The 21,059-nt window shown below is 27.6% G+C and carries 21 protein-coding genes and 2 pseudogenes; 13 read left to right on the top strand and 10 right to left on the bottom strand.

Annotated elements, in window-relative coordinates; genetic code table 11:
- Nucleotides 1-148 precede the first annotated feature (148 nt).
- From JJC01_11475 to JJC01_11465, 3 genes are all read left to right on the top strand, one after another.
- Complete coding sequence (locus JJC01_11475; protein UDN56801.1) at nt 149-856, top strand: response regulator transcription factor; 708 nt, start codon at nt 149-151, stop codon at nt 854-856.
- Between the two features lies 1 nt (nt 857).
- Nucleotides 858-2,243 carry a GHKL domain-containing protein gene (locus JJC01_11470; protein UDN56800.1) on the top strand — a complete coding sequence of 462 codons (1,386 nt, stop codon included), beginning with the start codon at nt 858-860 and terminating at the stop codon, nt 2,241-2,243.
- A gap of 87 nt (nt 2,244-2,330) precedes the next feature.
- Nucleotides 2,331-2,774: a FlxA-like family protein gene (locus tag JJC01_11465; GenBank protein UDN56799.1), complete on the top strand. Its 444-nt coding sequence runs from the start codon at nt 2,331-2,333 to the stop codon at nt 2,772-2,774.
- A 564-nt stretch (nt 2,775-3,338) separates the two neighbouring features.
- On the opposite strand, the gene JJC01_11460 is transcribed toward JJC01_11465, so the two are convergent.
- Entirely contained in the window at nt 3,339-3,656 is a 318-nt protein-coding gene (locus JJC01_11460) for a hypothetical protein (GenBank protein UDN56798.1), read from the bottom strand.
- 933 nt (nt 3,657-4,589) lie between these two features.
- On the opposite strand from JJC01_11460, the gene JJC01_11455 reads away from it, so the two are divergent.
- Entirely contained in the window at nt 4,590-4,682 is a 93-nt protein-coding gene (locus tag JJC01_11455; GenBank protein UDN56797.1) for a CbtB-domain containing protein, read from the top strand.
- A gap of 19 nt (nt 4,683-4,701) precedes the next feature.
- Complete coding sequence (locus JJC01_11450; protein UDN56796.1) at nt 4,702-6,129, top strand: MFS transporter; 1,428 nt, start codon at nt 4,702-4,704, stop codon at nt 6,127-6,129.
- 454 nt (nt 6,130-6,583) lie between these two features.
- Here the strand turns inward: JJC01_11450 and JJC01_11445 are convergent, their stop codons facing one another.
- Together JJC01_11445 and JJC01_11440 are read right to left on the bottom strand one after the other, a co-directional pair.
- Nucleotides 6,584-6,808, bottom strand: coding sequence for a ferrous iron transport protein A (locus JJC01_11445; GenBank protein UDN56795.1), 225 nt, complete (start codon nt 6,806-6,808; stop codon nt 6,584-6,586).
- 96 nt (nt 6,809-6,904) lie between these two features.
- Entirely contained in the window at nt 6,905-8,158 is a 1,254-nt protein-coding gene (locus JJC01_11440) for a sodium:glutamate symporter (protein UDN56794.1), read from the bottom strand.
- Between the two features lie 270 nt (nt 8,159-8,428).
- Here JJC01_11440 and JJC01_11435 point away from each other — a divergent pair, with 270 nt between their 5' ends.
- The 5 genes and pseudogenes from JJC01_11435 to JJC01_11415 all read left to right on the top strand — a co-directional run bounded on the left by JJC01_11435 (nt 8,429) and on the right by JJC01_11415 (nt 14,934).
- On the top strand, nt 8,429-9,418 hold the full coding sequence (locus JJC01_11435; GenBank protein ID UDN56793.1) for an adenosine deaminase: 990 nt from the start codon (nt 8,429-8,431) through the stop codon (nt 9,416-9,418).
- A 74-nt stretch (nt 9,419-9,492) separates the two neighbouring features.
- The gene (locus tag JJC01_11430) at nt 9,493-10,230 is read left to right on the top strand and encodes an EcsC family protein (protein UDN56792.1); all 738 of its coding nucleotides are present in this window, start codon (nt 9,493-9,495) and stop codon (nt 10,228-10,230) included.
- 198 nt (nt 10,231-10,428) lie between these two features.
- The gene (locus JJC01_11425) at nt 10,429-11,580 is read left to right on the top strand and encodes a 2-hydroxyacyl-CoA dehydratase (protein ID UDN56791.1); all 1,152 of its coding nucleotides are present in this window, start codon (nt 10,429-10,431) and stop codon (nt 11,578-11,580) included.
- A gap of 21 nt (nt 11,581-11,601) precedes the next feature.
- Nucleotides 11,602-12,353 (top strand): annotated as a pseudogene (locus tag JJC01_11420) (2-hydroxyglutaryl-CoA dehydratase).
- Nucleotides 12,354-12,546: 193 nt separating this feature from the next.
- The gene (locus tag JJC01_11415; GenBank protein UDN56790.1) at nt 12,547-14,934 is read left to right on the top strand and encodes a cell wall-binding repeat-containing protein; all 2,388 of its coding nucleotides are present in this window, start codon (nt 12,547-12,549) and stop codon (nt 14,932-14,934) included.
- A 223-nt stretch (nt 14,935-15,157) separates the two neighbouring features.
- On the opposite strand, the gene JJC01_11410 is transcribed toward JJC01_11415, so the two are convergent.
- The gene (locus JJC01_11410; GenBank protein ID UDN56789.1) at nt 15,158-15,391 is read right to left on the bottom strand and encodes an ATPase; all 234 of its coding nucleotides are present in this window, start codon (nt 15,389-15,391) and stop codon (nt 15,158-15,160) included.
- A gap of 276 nt (nt 15,392-15,667) precedes the next feature.
- On the opposite strand from JJC01_11410, the gene JJC01_11405 reads away from it, so the two are divergent.
- Together JJC01_11405 and JJC01_11400 are read left to right on the top strand one after the other, a co-directional pair.
- Nucleotides 15,668-16,258 carry a TetR/AcrR family transcriptional regulator gene (locus JJC01_11405; protein UDN56788.1) on the top strand — a complete coding sequence of 197 codons (591 nt, stop codon included), beginning with the start codon at nt 15,668-15,670 and terminating at the stop codon, nt 16,256-16,258.
- A gap of 113 nt (nt 16,259-16,371) precedes the next feature.
- Nucleotides 16,372-16,482 (top strand): annotated as a pseudogene (locus JJC01_11400) (ABC transporter ATP-binding protein).
- Between the two features lie 34 nt (nt 16,483-16,516).
- Here the strand turns inward: JJC01_11400 and JJC01_11395 are convergent.
- The 6 genes from JJC01_11395 to JJC01_11370 form a co-directional block, all read right to left on the bottom strand.
- Nucleotides 16,517-17,890 (bottom strand): recombinase family protein, encoded by a 1,374-nt coding sequence (locus tag JJC01_11395; protein ID UDN60170.1) that lies wholly within the window; start codon nt 17,888-17,890, stop codon nt 16,517-16,519.
- A gap of 76 nt (nt 17,891-17,966) precedes the next feature.
- Nucleotides 17,967-18,371: a type II toxin-antitoxin system HicB family antitoxin gene (locus JJC01_11390; protein ID UDN56787.1), complete on the bottom strand. Its 405-nt coding sequence runs from the start codon at nt 18,369-18,371 to the stop codon at nt 17,967-17,969.
- Between the two features lie 63 nt (nt 18,372-18,434).
- On the bottom strand, nt 18,435-18,617 hold the full coding sequence (locus JJC01_11385; protein UDN56786.1) for a type II toxin-antitoxin system HicA family toxin: 183 nt from the start codon (nt 18,615-18,617) through the stop codon (nt 18,435-18,437).
- A 107-nt stretch (nt 18,618-18,724) separates the two neighbouring features.
- On the bottom strand, nt 18,725-19,249 hold the full coding sequence (locus tag JJC01_11380; GenBank protein UDN60169.1) for an ImmA/IrrE family metallo-endopeptidase: 525 nt from the start codon (nt 19,247-19,249) through the stop codon (nt 18,725-18,727).
- Between the two features lie 81 nt (nt 19,250-19,330).
- Nucleotides 19,331-20,143 (bottom strand): helix-turn-helix transcriptional regulator, encoded by an 813-nt coding sequence (locus JJC01_11375; GenBank protein UDN56785.1) that lies wholly within the window; start codon nt 20,141-20,143, stop codon nt 19,331-19,333.
- A gap of 41 nt (nt 20,144-20,184) precedes the next feature.
- Nucleotides 20,185-20,691: a helix-turn-helix transcriptional regulator gene (locus JJC01_11370; GenBank protein UDN56784.1), complete on the bottom strand. Its 507-nt coding sequence runs from the start codon at nt 20,689-20,691 to the stop codon at nt 20,185-20,187.
- 141 nt (nt 20,692-20,832) lie between these two features.
- Here JJC01_11370 and JJC01_11365 point away from each other — a divergent pair, with 141 nt between their 5' ends.
- On the top strand, nt 20,833-21,033 hold the full coding sequence (locus tag JJC01_11365; protein ID UDN56783.1) for a hypothetical protein: 201 nt from the start codon (nt 20,833-20,835) through the stop codon (nt 21,031-21,033).
- The last annotated feature ends 26 nt before the right edge of the window (nt 21,034-21,059 follow it).

Raw genomic sequence — 21,059 nt, 5'->3', positions numbered from 1 at the left:
GTATTGATACATAAATTTAAATTAGATATACTATGAAACGTAAAGTTATTCACTTTGGAACATATATTAAGCATACTAGAACAGATTAATTGAAAGAAAGAAGTTAACTTTATATAATAAAATAATATGAGAAAGAAGGTGTTACATATTGATTTCAATTGCTATTTGTGATGATGAATCATATATGCTAAATGATTTAAAAGAAAATATAGAGCTATATATGAATAGAAATAATTTATTATATAATATAGAGCTTTTTGATAAAGCTGAGACTCTATTATATAATCATGAATTATTTGATATTATCTTTTTAGATATACAGATGGAAGGTATTAATGGAATGCAAGCAGCTAAAAAACTAAGGTCATATGATAATGATTGTTTTATAATTTTTGTGACAGTTTTAAAGGAATTTGTATATGATGCTTTTGAAGTAGATGCTATAAATTATTTGCTCAAACCATTATCTAATGAAAAACTATCTAAGACAATGGATAGAATAATTATAAAGCTGGATAGTAATGAAAAAAATTATATAACAATACAAAAAGGGCACTCATATTGGAGGTTAAAAATAGCAGATATTTTATATTGTGAAGTTATAAAAAGAAAGATTTATATCCATTTAAAAAAAGAAATTATTGATTATTATGAAACTATTGATAGTCTAGAAAGAAGTTTACCAATAAATTTTTTTAGATGTCATCGTAGTTATATAATTAATTTACAAGCTGTATATAGCTATGAAAATGGTAATGTAGTTATGGAAAATGGAGATATGATACCTGTTTCTAGGTTACGTCAACAAGAATTTTCTGAAGCTATGCTTGAAAATATGAAAAATAGGAGGAGATAGCATGGCTAATTTATCTTCTTCTAATGTATTATTAGAATATAGTATTTTGTTCGTTTTTGCAGTAGATAGAAGTCTAATGGCAGTATTGCAATATTACTTTCTAATTAGTTTTACAAATACTAAGTCGAAATTTGGGGACTGTATTTTATACTTGTTAGTATCAGTTTTGTCAATTAGTATAAATACATATTTTAATTTATATAATTTATTTTATTCACAGCTTATATTTTTTCTACTGACTTTTTTGTTTGTAAAGTATGTAATAAAAAAATCTACAGTTTTATCTATAGTATTATCTCTATTAGTATATATAATTGAGCAGTTAGCATATGGATTTATAGCTCCATTTAATTACTTACTATTTATAAATAATACAGATATAAATATTTATAAATTTGTTATAAATACAGAGATTTCATTTTTTATTACGATTATAATAGTTGGATTTATATATTTGTATAGTGCTAAAAAATTTAATATTAAAACTGTAAAATTTGATAGATATTCAATAATTTTGATAATGCCATTGTTACTCATAATATTATTTTGGCAATCATTTGAGCATACTGGTTATTCAAGTTCAACGATAAATATCGATACAAAACTTCAAACTGTAAAATTATTAATGAATACATCTCTTACTAAAGAAATTCAAGCTTTCCTTTTTTCTTCAATTGGAATTATATGTGTTTTTTTCTCTTTATTTGAGTTTAAGAAATTGATGCAATATTTAAAAGAAGAGAAAAATAAGGCTATTTTAAACCAACAAATTCATTCTCAAAAAAATTACATTGAAGAAGCAAAATCTCGATTGTCACAAACGATGTCTTTTAGGCATGATTTTAATAATCATTTAGCTATTGTAAATGGATTGCTAAAAAAAGGCGAAATTTTAAAAGCACAAGAGTACTTAAATAAACTCGAAAAAATAACCAGTGACCTATCATTTTCTTGTAATACAGGAAATGTTGTAATTGATGCCCTTTTCAACAATAAATTAAGCATAGCAAAACAATTAGGAATACAGGTGGATTGTGACGTAATTATACCAAGTAATACTAGTATAAATGATGTTGACCTCTGTATAGTATTTGCCAATGCTATTGACAATGCAATTAAAGCTTGTAAATTTGTAGATAAACGAAATAGATATTTAAAGCTATCAACTAAACTAGATGGTGGATTTTTTATGATAGAAATAAGGAATAGTTATAATGCAGCAAATAATTACACAAGTGGTTCAGGTATCGGAATTTCAAATATAAGAGAGGTTGCTAAGAAATACCAGGGAGCTATAAGTATAGAGAATACATCAGATTATTTTCAAATAAATATATTACTAATTATTTCATTACACTATACTGACATTTCAGAACAATTAACTTGAAAATAGAATTTGTAACCAATATTATATATGTAAATAAAAGTATATATAAATGAAAAATTTAACATATAGAAATAGGAGGTTACTAAAATGAAAATTGAAAGTATAAGTGGTCAGACACCAAGGATGTCTAATATAGACAGTTCAGGTAATAACCAAAGTGAAATACAAAGTTTAGAACAGCAAAAAAAAGTATTGCAAGAAGAATTGGAGAAAGTTAAAAACGATAAAAGTATTGATAATGAAATGGCTAAGTCAAAAATAGAAAATTTAAAAAAAGAAATAAAAGAAATCGAAAGTAAAATTCAAGAATTAAAAGAAAAGAAAGCACAAGAGTCAGAGGGAGGACAAAATACTGTTTCTGAAGTGAAGAATAGTACATTAGATAGAAAAGAAGAAAATTCTAATAATAAAAATGCAAAAACACCATATGATATTTTTGAAAAAAGCAATGAAGAAGAACAATGGGACAATACTTATAGTCTTGTTCAAGACGATAAAAATTTAAAAGTAAAATTTAATAGACCTATATAGTGTATCTAGAAAATCAACTTGTTGAAATATTAATTAGTATTTTATACTCTTAAGGAATAACAAATATGTATAAACAAACATAAATAAGTGTTAAAACACGTAGTTTTAGCGATGTTTAAAATAAATTATTATAAACTAACTGACTGACATTGAACTGACAAAACCTATTTTTTTAAGTTTAACTGACAATTAGTTGACAGTCAGTTTTGTTTATTTGAATAATATTTTACTTAAATTATCAGATGCTTTTTTATCCATTTCTTCAAGCACATGAGAGTATCTATTCATAGTTATTTGTATATATTTATAACATAATTTTTCTGAAACAACTTTAATGTTAGTGTCTCCTAATAAAAGCAAACTTGCGTTTATATGTCTTGAATCATATATTCTATATCTCTTAAATTATTTTTTTAACTAAAGAAAATTATACTATGATAAAGAGAACTGATAGGTTTGAGACTATTTATAAGGTATTAGATTTTATTAATAGATAGATTAGAAGGTAGCAACTAGAATTAGTTGTTACCTTCTTTTTGTTTTAATCATTAACTATATTAGTTTTCATACAGTTATATATTTCTTTCTAATTAAATAATATAATACCACTGTTATAATAACTACTAATATTATTGCTAATATTGTAATATCTAATCTTCTTATTAATAAACCTATTGCTATATATTCAAGATCTATTACATAGGGATAAAGTACTTCTAGCTTAACCGTTCTTTTTCTATCTATATTTCCATATGTTGATTCTAGTTTATTAAAATATTTTTCACTGTAAAAACTAGTTTTAGGTTTAATCAAATATATTATTGTAGTTACTATTATAATTCCTACTCCAATAAGTATAAGATAGATATTACCAAAATTCATAGTAGATACCTCCTTTATGATATAATCATCAACTTATAATTAGATTAATTTTCCTAATAAAAGTATAACGAGTATAAAGAGTATCTAAAATATTACAAATATTAACAAAACACATAAAGCGATAGAATAATCTGTAACAATAAAAAGAACGAAAATTATCATACTAAAACATAAGGCATGTTATAATTGTATTAAATAAGATTATTAATATACACTAGTACCCTTATAAAAAAGGGTGCTTATTTTTTTGGAATAAACATCAAAAGTGTTACTCGACACTCTTTAGATAGATTATTGTGTGAATATATTTATATTTGCTATGCAGAAAATTAAAATGAACTGTGATATAATAAAAATATTAGTGAGAAATGGAAAATGAGCGAAAGTAATTCTATGAAGCTTTGGCAAGCTGATAGCAATACAGTAGAATGAAATCCTATCAGGTAATGTATAACCAACCGCCTGTACTGAGTCTTTGGAGTTAAAGTAGTAGTATTAAATTTAAGTGTAATACAGGGAGTGATATATCTGAAATGAAAGTTATGTAATTAAGTTGAAAAATAATTCCAGACGATCAGATATACTATGAACGCCTGAAATTACAGTTCATAAAAAATTATCATGTGTTTGCGCTATCAAAATCCAAACCTCTTATGAGACTCCAAACAAAAATGTATATCTTCCATAAAAATATGTACTGTATGCTGATTGAATACGACATTCTTATCGATACAGTGGGAAAGTAGATATCAAGGATCTAGGAGTGGGTTGGACAATCTGATAATATAGAACAGCATGAAGTCATAAAGTATAATTGTATGGATGTAAAAGTTACTATTGATTTTCATAGTAGCCTAGATAAAGCTAGCATACCTATCTGGAATTCTTAGTGTGCAGACTTTAAGTATCACTTATTTGTGCTTGGACTTTCCTGTGTTTTGTAGTATAACTTCTCACTTAAAACTATTACATAATATGGTGGAAGACGCACGCCATTTTTATTATTTTTTGTGCCACAAGTGTTAGTGGCGGAATGGAGATTTCTATGTCAGAAGAAAAACAACATACCAATCACAAATGGGGAATTCTGTTCACCGTTGTAATCATGACTTTCATGACTACACTTGATACAAGTATTGTCAATATCGCATTACCAGTTATGATGTCGCAGATGAATGTGACTATGAGCAGTGTCGAATGGGTGGCCAGCATCTATCTTATTGTCACTTGTGCTACTATTCTGATTTTCGGACGATTGGGTGATACAATGGGAAAAGTCCCTATATTTCAGTTTGGTGTGCTATTGTTCACCATAAGCTCGCTGCTTTGCAGTATTACCCATTCATTGCCATTCTTGATTATGATGCGTGCTTTGCAGGGACTGGGCGGTGCGGCTGCGTTGGCGACCAATCAAGGGATTATCACTGAGTCCTTTCCTGCAGAGGAACGTGGCAAGGCGCTGGGATTTGTAGCCACTTTTGTGGCGCTGGGTAGTATGGCTGGACCAACGATTGGTGGATTGATTCTGAGCATACTACCATGGCCTTTTATCTTTATCATCAACATTCCTATTGGGTTTGTTTCACTGATAGTTGGGCTAAAGACCTTGCCACGCAGAAAGCTGGCGTACTCAGGTCGGATGGACATCAAAGGGGCACTGCTGATGACTATGTCCATCGTGTTGATTTTCATTCCTATCACGTTGTTGCAAAACGGTGTAACATGGTCGCTGATGCTCATGCTGGGGGTGGGCGTTTTGTTGCTTACTCTATTTTTCATTGTGGAGCGTTGTACCAAGGATCCTCTTATCCCTTTGAGGATTTTCCGTAATAAAATGTTCATAATTAATCTGATTACCATGCTCACTATTTTTATAGCGATTGGTGCCCACAACATTCTCCTGCCATTTTATTTGCAGGATGTACGAGCTTTCGGTCCAGGGCTCGCGGGGATACTGTTAACAGTAACTCCTGTTGTTATCGCAGTTGTGGGTCCACTTAGTGGTATCCTGTCCGACCGTATTGGATGCGAGTTGCCAACTATGTTAGGCCTGTTTTTCAATGCCACAGGTATGCTTCTGATTGTCTTTTTGACTAAGTTTACCCCTATCGCCATACTTGTATGTTTCCTATTTGTAATTGCGCTTGGAGCAGGACTTTTCCAGTCACCCAACAATTCTTTGGTCATGGGCAGTGTTTTAAATAGTGAGTTGGGGCTTGCTGGTAGCCTTGCTGGTCTTATGAGATACATGGGGATGTCCATAGGCGTTACGCTTAGCACTTCGATGTTATACAACCGCATGAGTGCAAAAATCGGATATCCAGTTACTAATTATGTACAAGGACGTCCAGATGTGTTTCTGTATGGTCTGCACTGGGTGTATGCCACTTTGGCAGCAATCGTTCTGTTGGGAGCGACTTTCACAGTAGTTCGATTTATCTATGCAAAAAAGAATAAAACTGTTTCCACTTAGGAAAACAGCCTCTAGATATAATACTGTGTAAAGGTATTGTTGTATAATGGATAAAAATACAATACCATCTAGAAAACGTCTTTTTTTGTATTTAATAGTAGCTATCTTTTTCTTGTGGATAAAATGTGAGAAACTTTTAAGAAAATTGTGGATAAAACATTTTACTGACATAAGTTTTTGGCTTTTATTTTAAAATGTTGAAATATCAACAAATAATTACATAAAAACAGAGAAGAGATTATTTTCTTAAGTAATAATTGCATAAATATACTATATTTATGTAAATTTACATATAGCTTTATAACTACTATTTATGAATTTCTATTTTAAATTTTATACCAAATATAAATATTAGTGACTATCCTCTTAAGGTTACTTGTGGTTTTAATGCAAATGTTTTTAATGCAAATAAAAAAAGAGATTTTAAAATCTCTTTTTTTATTTTTATTTTATATTAATTATTTTTTAAATTTATATTTTTTGCATCAGATTTTCTAATAGCTAAATCAAATCCTCTAAATCTAATCACTATAGGATCATTAAGAGGGGCTATTTTTTTTACTTCAACTTCAGTGCCATCTATTAATCCTAAAGCAAGAAGTCTCTTCATAAGTTTTTCATTCCCAGCTATATTATCTATAATTCCCTTTTGTCCAAGTTTTAAGTTGTAAACAGTCATTATTAACACCTCCTAATGAAAATCATTATCAAATTCTATACTTATAATATATAATAAAAAAGCTAAATTGTCAATATATAACAAAAAATAAACATACTAGCTTAGTATGTTTATAAAAAATAGTATACAAGGGATACTAATGGCATCTAGTAAAAAACCACTTACTAAGGGAACAACCAAAAACGCTTTTGGAGAATCTCCGTATTTTTGTGTTAAAGAGCTCATATTGGCTAAAGCATTTGGAGTAGCACCTATTCCATGTCCAATTAAGCCACTTATTATGATGGCAGAATCAAAATCTTTTCCAAGTATCTTAAAACAAATAAAGATTGAAAATAAAATTATAAAGATTACTTGAAAAGTTACTATTAGAAGAATTGGAGGCAATAATGTTGATAATTCAAATAAATCTATATTCATAAGTGATAATGTTAGAAAAATTCCTAATGAAAGTTCTTTTAGAAACTCTATAAGTTTAAAATTTAACTCCAGTATATTTATTTTGTCATTTAAATTTCTAAAAATAACTGCTGAAAACATACAAGTCACAACAGAAGGTAAAAGAATGTTACATGTCATATAAAATATTCTGCTTATAATTTCTCCTGTATTTATACAAATAAATATAAGAAGAACTTGCTCCAAAAATATAGTAGGAGTTATCTTTTGGGACGAGTTATTTTGGATTATTTTATTCCTGTTTCTAAAAAATTTATTCATTACTCTCATTGAATCTTTTTTATATTTAAGGCTTGATAAATCTGCTTTTGTTGAAGGTTGCAATTTATACTTTTCTATTAGAAATCTAGCAACAGGGCATCCCAATATCCCGCCTATAATAAGACCTATTGTTGCAGCCGATAAGCCAACTCCAACTGCACCATTTATACCAAGACTTTCTATTGTAAGCCCAAATGCAGCCGAGTAACCATGACCACCTTCCATAGATACATTACCGCACATAAGTCCTAAAAGTGGTTCAAGTTTTATAATTTTTGATATTGATATGGCTATGATATTTTGACAAAATGCTAATATTCCACATAAAATCCAATATCTAAATAATACACTACCACCTTTTTTTATAAGGTTTATGCTTATTTCAAGTCCAATAGTTGTAAAAAAGAAAGTTATGAAATTTGGCATTAAGTTTCCACTTACAGAGATGTCTGCTATATGAAAGTATTTAAGAAATAAATTTAAAAAACAAAATAATAGACCTCCTATTACTGGTGCAGGTATACAGAAGTTATTTAAAAATTTAATCTTATTCTTTAACAGATTACCAATTAAAAAGAATAGCATAGATAAGGTTAAAGTTTGTATAGTATTAAAAGTTAAAGTAATCAAAATAAGTCCTCCTTTGTAATTTAAAAATTTAAAATCGCCTTTATATAATTTAAATTATTATGTAATGGAATTTTTACTATCAAATGTATATTAATAAATGTATATTAAAAAAAATCAATGGATATAATTAGATAATTATAAATTAAATGAGAATATTTTACTAATACACAGCTTTTAACATGAAAAATTTTAGTATATTGTTATAATAGAAATAAGACTTAAAAACTTATCAATAGAATATATTATTTATAAGTATAAAAGGAGGATAAAATGTTTGAAAATTTACCTAAGATAGAATTACATTGCCATTTAGATGGAAGTGTTAGAGTAGAAACTATATTTGATATAGCACTTAAAGAGAAAATAGACTTACCATCAGATAATATTGATGAAATAAAAAAATTATCAAAAGTTCCACATGATTGTACTTCACTTGATGAATATTTAAAAAAATTTGATTTACCTCTAAAAGTTATGCAATCTAAAGAAAGTTTAAAAAGAATTACTTTTGAACTTTTGGAGGATGTAAGTAAAGAAAATATTAAATATATAGAAATTAGATTTGCTCCATTACTTCATACTCAAAATGGGTTGAGTGCTAAAAGTATAATTGAAAGTGTGGTTGAAGGAATTAGAGATGCTGAAAGTGTTTATGATGTAAAAGGGAATTTAATATTAGGTTGTATGAGAACAATGACCTCAGAAGAGGCATTGTTGGTAATTGAAGCAGGTAAATCTTTTATAAATAGAGGTGTTGTAGCAGTAGATTTATGTGGTCCAGAGAAGGACGGATTTTGCAGTGAATATGAAGAAGCTTTTAAATTGGCAAGAGATTATGGATATAAAGTTACAGTACATGCAGGAGAAGCTGCAAGTGGAAAAAATGTATTAGATGCTATAAATATTTTAAAGGCAGATAGAATTGGCCATGGTATAAAAATTAATGGAGAAAAATATGCATATGATTTAGTTAAAAATAAAAAAGTATTACTGGAAATATGTCCAACCAGTAATGTACAAACTAAGACAGTAGATTCTTATAAAAGTCATCCATTTTACGATTTTTATAAAGATAATTTGAATGTAAGCATAAATACTGATAATAGAACTGTGTCAGATATAAGTTTAAATTCAGAACTAAATCTAATATTTGATATATTTAATCTAAATTTAGAAGACTATAAAATAATTTATAAAAACACAGTAGAAGCAAGTTTTGCAGATAAGGAGACTAAAAAATATTTATACAGTCTAATTTAGTAGGTTAAATGAACTATAACTTTAAATCAATTAAGTAAGTTAATTAAATTTGTATTTTAGAGTAGGAGATAAATTTGAAAAATTATAAAGAGATTTCTTATAATGAATTAGCAAAAAAAGAATTAGAACAATGGAAGAAAGATATATTAAAAAAACCGTCTATATTTGATAAGGCGTCAAAAGGTATACAAAATAAATTCAATGGAGTCTTGCCAGATAAATACCATGAAATAATGACTTCTTCAATAAAAGGAATGACAAAAACTGTATTGTTTGGATATAAATATGCGACAAAGACACCAATTAGAAATATATCTTTAGAGGAAAGGGAAAAGCTAGTTGATGAAAAGGCTAAAAATTATAAAACTACAGCAATGATTGAAGGAGCAGGTACAGGAGCTGGAGGGATTTTTTTAGGGCTTTCTGATTTTCCTCTACTTTTAGGTATTAAGATAAAATTTTTATACGATGTTGCTTCAATATATGGATATGATGTCAAAGACTATAGAGAAAGAATTTATATACTAAATATATTGCAGTTGGCCTTTTCTAGCCAATCTCATATAAATACAACATTTAAATTGATGGATAATTGGGATGAGTATATAAAAAATTTACCAAATGATATCAATGATTTTGATTGGAGAACATTTCAGCAAGAATACAGGGACTATTTAGATTTAGCCAAATTTTTGCAACTAATGCCTGGAATAGGAGCATTTGTAGGATTTTATGTGAATGGAAAATTAATTGATAAATTACATGAAACAGCAGTATTTGCTTATAGATTGAGGATTAGAGAGTTTAATTAATAAGTGTTAAAATTTTAAAAATGACTATAAAATATATCTATATATATATTGATTTGCATTGATAAAAACAATGATGAGTGAAAGGTAAAGCATGATAAAATCTAATGTAGAGGTTTGTATTTTAATGGAAATATTTAAGTTTTACTGTTTAAAATACAAAATGAATTATAAAGAGAAGTAATTGGGAGGAATGTTTTCATGGCAAATTTACCAAAACAATTTGATAGTTTTAATGAAGCTAGACAAAAAGGATTTATAAATGCAAAGGAACTTAAAGAAAGTGGGAAAAAAATGGTTGGAGTGTTCTGTACATTTACTCCAGTTGAAATTCCAATGGCAGCAGGAGCAACAGTAGTAGGTGTTTGTGGAGTTAGTGAAGAACCAATTCCAGATGCAGAAAAAGTGTTACCAAGAAATCTTTGTCCTTTAATAAAATCAAGTTATGGACATGCAATAACAGATACATGTCCATATTTCTATTTTTCTGATTTATTAATAGGAGAAACTACCTGTGATGGCAAGAAAAAAATGTATGAAGAACTTGCAAAGGTTAAACCAACATATGTAATGCATTTACCAAATACTGCAAAAGGTGAGTTTGCTTATAAGCTTTGGAAAGATGAAATGATAAAATTAAAAGATGAAGTTGAAAAGTCTTTAGGAGTGACTATAACAGAAGATGATATAAGAGCTGCTATAAAAGATAAGAATGAAGAAAGAGAACTTCTAAAAGAGTTTTATGCACTTGGTAAATTACAGCCATCTGCACTTACAGGTCTTGAACTTCATAATGTTCTATATCAAGCAGGTTTTAAATTTGACCGTGCTGAACTTAAACAATCTTTAAGAAAAGTTATAGATGATATGAAAGAAAGATATGAAAAAGGAGAATGTCCAATTACAAAAGATAAACCAAGAATTCTTATAACAGGTTCTCCAATTGGTGGAATAAGTGAAAAAATAGTTAAAACTTTAGAAGATGCTGGAGCATCAGTTGTTGCATATGAACTTTGTGGAGCTATAAGATCAAATGATTTATTAGTTGATGAAGAAAATGAAGATGTGTATGATGCTTTAACACAAAAATACATAAATATAGGTTGCTCTTGTATGATGAACAATGACCATAGAATTGAACTATTAGATAGAATAATAGATGAATATAATGTAGATGGTGTAATAGATGTAGTTTTACAAGCCTGTCATACATTTAATATAGAAAGTTACAGAGTAAGAGAATTTGTTACAAAAGAAAAAAATAAGCCATTTATGTCTCTTGAAACTGATTATTCAAAATCAGACACTGAACAATTAAGAACTAGATTTGAAGCGTTTGTGGAGATGTTATAGGAGTAAATAATAGGAGGGTTTATGTTTAGTATAGGAGTGGACTCAGGGTCAGTAGCAACAAAAGGTGTGTTATTTGATGGTCAAAAAATTGTCAAAAATAATTATACCAACTGGATGGAGCCCTAAAAGTACATCTAAACAAGTTTATGAGTTGTTAAGCGATGGAATTGATAAAAAGATATAAAAAAGTAGTAGGCACAGGTTATGGCAGAGGAGTAATGGACTTTGCTGATAAGAAAGTAACAGAAATAACGTGTCACACTAGAGGCGTTTACTTTTTAAATGAGAATGTAAGGACTATTTTAGATGTAGGTGGCCAAGATAGTAAAGTTATAAATTTAGATAGAGATGGAAATGTATTTAATTTTATAATGAATGATAAGTGTGCTGCTGGTACTGGTAGGTTTTTAGAAATTACTTCTAATCTTTTGGGGAGTGATATAGAAAGTATTGATACACTAGCTCAAGGAAATGAACCAGTTAATATATCTAGTATGTGTACAGTTTTTGCAGAGTCAGAAATAGTAAGTCTCTTAGCTCAAAATATTTCTACTGGAGATGTAGCAGCAGGAATACTTAAATCTATTGCAAATAAGTCAACATCAATGCTAGCAAGAGGAGAAATAGTAGATGAAATTGCATTTACTGGAGGCCTTGCAAAGAGTAAAGTGTTAGTAAAAATGATAGAAGAAATATTAGATAAAAAAATATTTATTGCAGAAGATACTCAGATAATGGGAGCTCTAGGAGCTGCAGTAATTGGATTTAAATAAAAATATCTTAAATAATAAAATAAAAAGTTGAAGTTATCCAAGATAATTTCAGCTTTTTATTTTATTCTATTTATTTTTAAAGGAAAACTTTGGTATAATTGATTTAAATGATTATATATTTAGAAATAATCAATATTTAGTCATATATAGTATTAAATCTTTAAAAATTAGCTCGAAGTTAGGGGGAGAAAGTATGAAAAAGTTTGCTTCAAGAAAAGCATCAAGGTTTATTGCATTATTTTTAATTTCTATTTTAGTAATGTCAACGATTCCTGTGTCAGCTGAAAATGGAAATACATTGAATCAGATAAAAAAAGCTGAATACAGTGAGACCTATAAACAATATCTAGAAGATGCTAAAAATGGACGTACAGAAAAATATAATGGTATTATACCAAATCCATATCAATTGGAAGGTACTAAAGTTCAAAGCAAAGGAAGAACAGCTCCAGCATCTTATGACCCAAGAAAGTTAGGATTAATGACATCAATAAAAAATCAAGAAAATCTTGGAATATGCTGGGACTTTGCAGCTATGGCAACTTTAGAAAGTTTCCTGAAATTGAAGAATTATGGAGACTATGATTTATCAGAAGAACATTTAAGATGGTGGGCTTCAGAAGGTGAATATGGATGGACTGTAAATGATATGGATGGTGCTTTAAATTATGAAGCTATGGGATACTTAACATCTTGGTCAGGTCCTAAATTGGAAAAAGATATTCCATATAATGGTAAAATATCTAAAGCACAAGGAGCAACAAAACCAGCTAATATGAATACAGCACCAACTGTCTTTAATGTAACAGATGCTGTATGTGTAAGTAATGATATAAACTCTACAAAAAATGCTATATTACAGTATGGAGCAGTAACATCAGGTTATTATGAAGATATTAGGTATCAAAGTGAAGACCAAAATTCATATTATTGTCCAACAAAAAGTTTTAACACTAACCATGCTATTTCAGTTGTAGGTTGGGATGACAATTATTCTAAGGATAACTTTAATTCAAGCAATAGACCATCAAAAAATGGTGCATGGCTAATAAAAAATAGTTGGGGAGATTATAATTCTGAACGTGGATACTTCTGGATATCTTATGAAGATAAGACTCTTATGTCTGATATAGATAATTTCTCAATCAGAGGAGGTCAAAAACCAAATGATGATGAAAAAATGTATCAACATGACTATGCAAGTATTGTTCCTTTAATTTCAAACAAGATAACAGCTGCAAATGTATTTGACTTTAATAGGGGAGATGAGACTCTAAAGTCTGTAATGTTTTTAACTGAGAGTATAGGAGCTAAGTATGAAATATATTATGCTCCAGTAGTAAATAGCATACCTCAAGAAAATAACATGAAAAAATTAAAAGAGGGCACTACACAATATTCGGGATACATAACAGTTCCAATCGATTCTTTTGATATACCAGAAGGAAAAGGTGCTATAGTAGTTAGCATAGAAGATAAAAGTGGAGAATCAACTATAGGTTCAGAATCAAATGTTCCAGGTTACGATACGTTTAAAGCAAAAGCAAACTTAGGAGAAAGTTACATTATAGATAGTACTGGAAAATTCTATGATATAAATAGAGATAGCAAGTTTTATCCATGTAACTTTACTATAAAAGCTGTTACAGAAAAATCTTCTGGGGAAAGTATTCCAAATGAATCTTTAATTGGTAGTGATAGATATGAAACTGCCATTAAAGTTAGTCAAAATGGCTTTAGTTCTTCAGAAAATGTAGTTTTAGTAAATGGAAGTTCAATAGTGGATGCATTGGCAGCAACTCCTTTTACATCTGCTATCAATTCACCAATACTATTAACACAAAAGGAAGCTTTGAATTCAAAAACTAAAGCTGAAATACAGAGATTAGGTGCAAAAAAAGTATACTTAATAGGTGGAGAAAATTCCATAAGTAAAGAAACTGAACAACAATTAAAAAACTTAAATATATCAACTGAAAGAATATCAGGAAGTGACAGATATAAGACAAGCTTGCTATTAGCTCAAAAACTAAATAGTATAAAAAATGTTTCTCAAATAGCTGTTGTAAATGGTGTAAAAGGTTTGGCTGATGCAATTAGTGTAGGTGCAGCCGCAGCAGAAAATAATATTCCAATTATACTTGCAAATGAAAAAAGCGAATTACAAGGAGCAGATGAATTTTTAAACTCACTAAATATAGAGAAGTCTTATATTATTGGCGGTACAGTATCTTTATCAACTAGTTTGGAAAGTAAACTTAAAAATCCCACTAGATTATCTGGTAGTAGCAGAGACGAAACAAATTCAAAGATAATAGATAATTTTTATAAAAAAGATACTTTGAAAAATGCATATGTAGTTAAAAATGGAATCAAGAGTCAAAATGATTTAATAGATGGATTAGCAGTTGGCCCTTTAGGAGCAAAAAATGCGTCACCAGTAATTTTGGTTGGTGATAAATTAGCTGATAGTCAAAAAGATGTTCTTAAAAATAAAACTTTAGAAAAAGCAACTCAAGTTGGTGGAGGTGCAAATCAAAACGCCTTTAAGGAGTTAGTAAAATTAAAAAGTGCTAAATAAGATAGATACTAGTAGATTAATATATTTCTAGTAGAGAGTGTCAAATGTAAGCTGTAAATAGTTATTTTAATTATTGATAACTGAAACAATCAATAATTATAAGATTCTATTTACAGCTTTAAATATATGTATTAATATTTTAAGTGTATAAATAGAAAAGGGTTATTTTTATATAGAAAGTCTTACATCCTATATAAAAACAACCTGTATTTAATTAACTTTTTTATATAGTTCTAATAGCTATTATAGAGCTAAGTGGTAAATATAGTGTGTAAGTCTCGTTTAAAGATGGATTAGATTCGTCTATATATCTTGAACAAAGTGTAATTGATAAGCTGTCTGCTTCTATAATTTCCCCATATAAAGGGCAACTGCTAAAATAAGAATTTACTTCAACATATTTATTTAAGTTTTCTTGAACAAAATCATAAAAACGATTTTTTGTAGTAGTAGTCATAAAATCAACTCCTTCATTTTTTATTAAAAATGGAACTTTTAAAAAGATAAATATGATTACTGCTATTAGAAACTAAGTTAAAAAATAAGCAAATAGATATGAAAATAGAATAATATATTATTTATACTTTAATTATAACATTATAGCATAAAAAAAGCTATATAAAATTCAGAATTTTCGAAGATTTTTAATGGAATTAAGAAATTTATTGACATTAAAGTGGAAATGAATTATATTGACTGTAAAGATTAATTTAGTCAAATAGGAGGTGAAAGGATGCCTAAATCATATTCTGATAAAGAAAGAGAATACATAGTTAAAAGACTTAAAGAAGAAGCTAGTTTGTGCATTGAGCAATATGGCATTAGAAAAACTACTGTTGATGAGCTTGTAAGACGAGCAAATATTCCAAAAGGAACTTTTTATCTGTTTTTTAAATCTAAAGAATTACTTTTTTTTGAAGTATTGAGAGATATACATGATTCAATACAAAATCAAATGTTATATGAATTAAAAAAACTTGATGACAGTGTTACATATGAGCAGTTGACAGATATATTTATGAAATTTTATAAGTTAGTTGATGATACTTCAATTTTAAATCTGTTAATTAATGGAGAATTTGAAATACTAATGCGAAAATTACCAGATTCTATAATTGAAGAACATTTTAAACATGATGATTTTGAAATTAGTAAGATGATATCTTATATTCCAAATGCAAAAAATAAAAGTGTAGAAAACTTTAGTGGTGCGTTTAGAGCAGTATTTCTTACTATGTTATACAAACATGAAGTTGGTGAGAATTGCTTTGATGATGCTTTAAGATTGATGATAAGAGGTCTAGTTATACAACTTATGGAATAAATTCTTAAACTTGTTTGCTAATATTTTTACTAAAAAGTATTAACAAACAAAAAAATTGATTTTTATTGACTATATAGTTAAAATAGTCAAATATATAAAAAGGTGGGATAAAAATGATTAAAGTTGATAATTTATCATTTAGTTATACAAATAAAAAATTTTTACAAAATATTAATTTTGAAGTAGGGAAAGGAGAAATACTAGGATTTTTAGGACCATCAGGTAATAGTGTATTAGTACAAAAATTAAAACAAATTATTATAAAAAATTTATAGTAAGATTCTTATTTTCATCAATAACTATAGTGTCTATTATACTAGTCCACAATGTTCTTTTTTCTTGGTCATTTAAATCAGAGTATATCTCTTCAAAGTTAATTTCTAAAAAGCTTCTAATAGATTGTAAATTTATTATAGAATTTTTTCCCTCTCTATTATTGTTTTCTAATTCAATCAATTGTGCATTAAGGTTTTGGTATTTAAGCTTGTAATCTTCTTTATCTATTAAATCATCAAAATATAAATCTTGTAGTTTATTTATTTGTTTTTTTATCTTGTTTTTAAGTTGGTTATTATTATTTTTACTTTTTATTTTTTTATTATTAGATTCATGTTTAAGAATAGTTTCTTCTAATTGTTTTCTTACATTTTTCAATAAAAAAGCTTCAATCTTTTTTTCTGACAAGCGTTTTGTATTAGCACACTTTTTACTTGTTTGCGATACATGACATCTATAATATTTATATATTATTTTATCCCTACTTAAAGAATATGTACCACTCATTTTGCGACCGCATTTACATATTACCATACCAGAAAAAATATACTGCATGCCTAGGGTATTAAGATATTTATTATTATAAACTTTGGTATTTTTTAATAATAGTTTTTGAACAATATTAAACTGTTCAGAACTTATAATTGCATCACAAAAATTCTCTACAACTAAATCATTGTGAATGTATGTTCCTGTATATATATTATTTTTTAATATTCTGTAAACAAAATTATAAGAAAAGTTAGTATTGAAAGAGCTGTTTATATGTTGCAAAGCTCTTATCATTGAAGTAAATTTCTCGTAGGAATTAAAACATTCTCTTACTATTTCGGCTTTTTCCTCATCAATTGCTAAGTGCTTATCAACAATTTTATATCCAAATGAAACACTTCCAGTTATAACTTCACCACGTCTAATTTTATTATTAAAAACAAATTTTATTCTTTCGCTTGTTTGTGAAGCTTCATTCTCAGCAACAGACAGCATAATATTTATATGTAATCTACCAGCCGCAGTACTAGAGTCGTAGTTTTCTAAAATTGTTTTCCAATCACATTTATGTTTTTCTAAAATTTCAATTATTTTATAAAAGTTTTTAACGCCTCTACTGAATCTATCAATTTTAGTTAATAAAATCAAATCAATTTTATTTTCTTTTATATCTTCAAGCATACGTTGCAAGCTAGGTCTTTTTAAGTTTGTTGCACTATAGCCTTCATCAATATATTTATCGACTACAATAAAACCATTATCTTTTGCATACTGTTCTAAAGCTTCTGTTTGAGTTCTAATACTATCACCATGTAATACTTGTTCTTCTGTACTAACACGTATATAAAGAGCAACACGTTTTATATTGTCCATTAAAATCACTCCTATTGTTTATATGTTTAGTGCCTAGTTTAAATTCACTAGGCACTATTGATTAAGATTAATTAATATCAAGTTTATTTTTCAATGCTTCCTGTAATAACTGAGAAAAATTTATATTATTTTTTTCAGCTTCTTTATTTAACCATGAAGGAATAGTTAAAGTTTTTTTGATTGATTTACTATCATATTGCTTTATTGTTTCTCTTAAATTAACCTTTACTAATATGGCAGTTTGATTTTCTTTAGTACTAATATTATTTAATTGTGTAGCTTTTGGGATTTCTAAACTGTCTGAATATAAGTCAAACAATTCTAGTTTTAAAGCATCCTCTGCCATAAGGAAGGCTTCTTCTAAATTTTCACCACAAGTTATTATATTTGCAAAATCATAAAAATTAACTTCGTAGTCGTCTTTATCATGTTTTGTTATAACTGCTGGAAATATATATTCGTTTTTATACATTTAATCACCACCTTATAAAATTTAAAAACAAGTTAGAGAGAGTAATTTTATAAACTGCTAGGGCTATTTAAGCCCTAACTGTTTAAATATTGAATTAAGAGTTCCTTTTTTTATGTCGCCTCTATGATTTGGGACTATAGCTGTTCGATTTGTTTCTCTATGTATTAGTTTTATGTGTGAACCTTCTTGACTTTTTACTTCCCAACCATTTTCAAAAGCTATTTTTAGAATTTCTCTTACTCTCAATCTTATTTCCCCCCCTCCCTAACTTTCTATATTTATATTATAACAAAAAATATAACACGTGTCAATACGTATTGAGTTTTTATTATACTATAATTTTGTGTTTTTATTTAGAAATAAGTATCTTTTTTTCTATGCTCTAAATAATTTTTTATAAATTTATAAAATTGTTTTTTAATCAAGTTTTCTAAGGTAGTTATACAATTTGAAAGTTTTATTTTTTTTATATAATTACTTTGTATTAAAGCTATTTTTTTATCAACTCCACATATATACATAATTTCATAAATATTTGTGATATTACAATATAACAAAATTATATCTGGACATAAAAGATATTGTGTAAAAATTTCTGCTTCTAATTCAAGTAATTTATTTCTAGAATTTAATTTTACAATACTTGTCTTTTTAGTGTGACCTAGTACTATATGAGCTATTTCGTGTGTAAGTGTCCAATGAACAGAGTAAAAAGAGTAGTCGCTATTATAACAAATTATATGTTTACTATCTTTTTCACTCCAAAAAGCAAAGCCTTGGCAGTCATATTTTTCTATTATAAAATCAATATTTTTTTTTATTACTTTTGAGAATTCTATATATGTATAAACCTTGAAGTCATCAGAATTGTTGATAATTTCAAGGGGACAAACTGGGTAAAGTCATTATCTTTTTATCTAAAATAAATTTGTAAGCTGATTTCCTTAAATAATCTTGCACTAATCCTTATTAACTGCTTTATCAGAGAAAGAAAAGAAATATTTTTTTATTACATTTCTTTCATCTTTTGATAGTTTTAAGTAATTTCTAAATATTTTAATATCTGATTCGTCTAGGTTATATTCTATTGCAACTTGTTGAAGTATGTCATCCTGTCTTGTAAACATGTTTCCTGTTCCAGTTCGTAACCATTCCTCATTAATATTAAATTCAAAACAAGTAATTTTAATAATTTTATCTGTTACATTTCTATAACCTTTTTCAATATTTGATAGATAGTTTTGTGCTATTGTAAGTCTTGACCCAAAATCTTTTTGTGAAAGATTAAAATACAGTCGAACAAGCTTAAGTCTCTCATTTATATCTGTTTTTATAAACATATCACCAGAGCCAAATCTAATCCAATCTTCATTTACATTTAATTCATTACAAATTAATTTAATATGTTTTTCAGTCACATTACGACTGTTGTTTTCAATATTAGAAATACTTGACTTAGTTAAACCTATTGACTCACCAAATTCACTTTGACTTAAAGCAAGTTCCTCCCTTATTTTTTTAAATTTTTCATTTAATTCGAATGAATTTTCTGATTCAATATTTTCAATTGATGTTTTATCTTTTCCAACAAGAATATCCAATGACATATTAAGTGCATCTGCAATTAAAATAGCATTTGAAATAGCTGGACTCTTTTTACCTTTTATATAGTCTGACATTAATGATGTTTGTATGCCAGTTATCCTACATAAGTCAGCTTGTCTAAGCTGTTTTTTTTCTAGTATGTTTCTCAAATTTGTGGAAAAATCCATGTTATCACCTCAAAACAATATCAACATTTCTAAAATATAAATTATTTTTTGTAAGTTTCTTCTGATGAATCATAAAGTTCAGTTAGTTCTGATATATTTTCAGTATTACCATTTCTTGCAGCAGACTGCTGTGCATTTTCTTCGATATTTTCACTTCTGTAATCTTGATACAATTCATCATCTTCTAGTATTGTGTCAACTAATGAGTATACATATTTTTTTATTGCTTTTCTTTGTTCTCCAGAAAGATTTAGATAACTTTCAAGTATTTTTACATCTAAATTATCAAGTTTATATTTATTAGATAATTCAGAAATTATTGTATTATCATTTTCTGTAAAAATATCACCTTTTCCATGTCTTAACCAATTTTCATTAACTGAAAATTCCCTACAAATATCTGATATAACTCTATCCGTTACTTTCACTCTATCTATTTCAAGACTTCCTAAATTAGAACGGGATATGTTAATTTTTTTTGAAAAGTCTTCTTGAGTCAATTTTAATACATCTTTTCTTAATTCCTTTATTCTTTTATAAATAGGCATTTATTTAGTCACCTCCTAGGAGGATTATAACATATAGAAAAAAGTGTGTAAAGCACAATGAGGTGGTAAAAAATGGTTGACAAGCACAAAATATAGTTGTAAAATGTGATTAAAACACAAAACGAAGTGGAGGTGTCGAATATGAATAAAGTTATTGAAAATAAAACTCAAAAACTAATTGAAACAAAAGGAGGTTCAGCAAATGAATTTCTTAGCAAAAAAATTGATAGTGATGATTTAATGAAAGAAATTGTAAAAATGCCATACGAGCAAAAAGTTAAGATGTTTTACATAATGAAAGGTGCAAATATTACAAATGATTCAGATGTATCAGTTATTTAAGTTAGATAATTAAGTGAGGTGAGAAA

It is taken from the genome of Clostridioides sp. ES-S-0010-02 (genome assembly GCA_020641055.1).
GTDB lineage: Bacteria > Bacillota > Clostridia > Peptostreptococcales > Peptostreptococcaceae > Clostridioides.
This window is presented reverse-complemented; position numbering and strand designations above follow the sequence as displayed.

What these genes read in the sequence shown, in the direction of transcription:
- JJC01_11390 (UDN56787.1), bottom strand. Translation starts at nt 18,371, where the DNA reads ATGTATAAAAACGAATATATATTTCCAGCAGTTATAACAAAACATGAT.
- JJC01_11425 (UDN56791.1), top strand. Translation starts at nt 10,429, where the DNA reads ATGGCAAATTTACCAAAACAATTTGATAGTTTTAATGAAGCTAGACAA.
- JJC01_11370 (UDN56784.1), bottom strand. Translation starts at nt 20,691, where the DNA reads ATGCCTATTTATAAAAGAATAAAGGAATTAAGAAAAGATGTATTAAAA.
- JJC01_11415 (UDN56790.1), top strand. Translation starts at nt 12,547, where the DNA reads ATGAAAAAGTTTGCTTCAAGAAAAGCATCAAGGTTTATTGCATTATTT.
- JJC01_11450 (UDN56796.1), top strand. Translation starts at nt 4,702, where the DNA reads ATGTCAGAAGAAAAACAACATACCAATCACAAATGGGGAATTCTGTTC.
- JJC01_11445 (UDN56795.1), bottom strand. Translation starts at nt 6,808, where the DNA reads ATGACTGTTTACAACTTAAAACTTGGACAAAAGGGAATTATAGATAAT.
- JJC01_11465 (UDN56799.1), top strand. Translation starts at nt 2,331, where the DNA reads ATGAAAATTGAAAGTATAAGTGGTCAGACACCAAGGATGTCTAATATA.
- JJC01_11405 (UDN56788.1), top strand. Translation starts at nt 15,668, where the DNA reads ATGCCTAAATCATATTCTGATAAAGAAAGAGAATACATAGTTAAAAGA.
- JJC01_11375 (UDN56785.1), bottom strand. Translation starts at nt 20,143, where the DNA reads ATGGATTTTTCCACAAATTTGAGAAACATACTAGAAAAAAAACAGCTT.
- JJC01_11435 (UDN56793.1), top strand. Translation starts at nt 8,429, where the DNA reads ATGTTTGAAAATTTACCTAAGATAGAATTACATTGCCATTTAGATGGA.
- JJC01_11460 (UDN56798.1), bottom strand. Translation starts at nt 3,656, where the DNA reads ATGAATTTTGGTAATATCTATCTTATACTTATTGGAGTAGGAATTATA.
- JJC01_11365 (UDN56783.1), top strand. Translation starts at nt 20,833, where the DNA reads ATGAATAAAGTTATTGAAAATAAAACTCAAAAACTAATTGAAACAAAA.
- JJC01_11470 (UDN56800.1), top strand. Translation starts at nt 858, where the DNA reads ATGGCTAATTTATCTTCTTCTAATGTATTATTAGAATATAGTATTTTG.
- JJC01_11410 (UDN56789.1), bottom strand. Translation starts at nt 15,391, where the DNA reads ATGACTACTACTACAAAAAATCGTTTTTATGATTTTGTTCAAGAAAAC.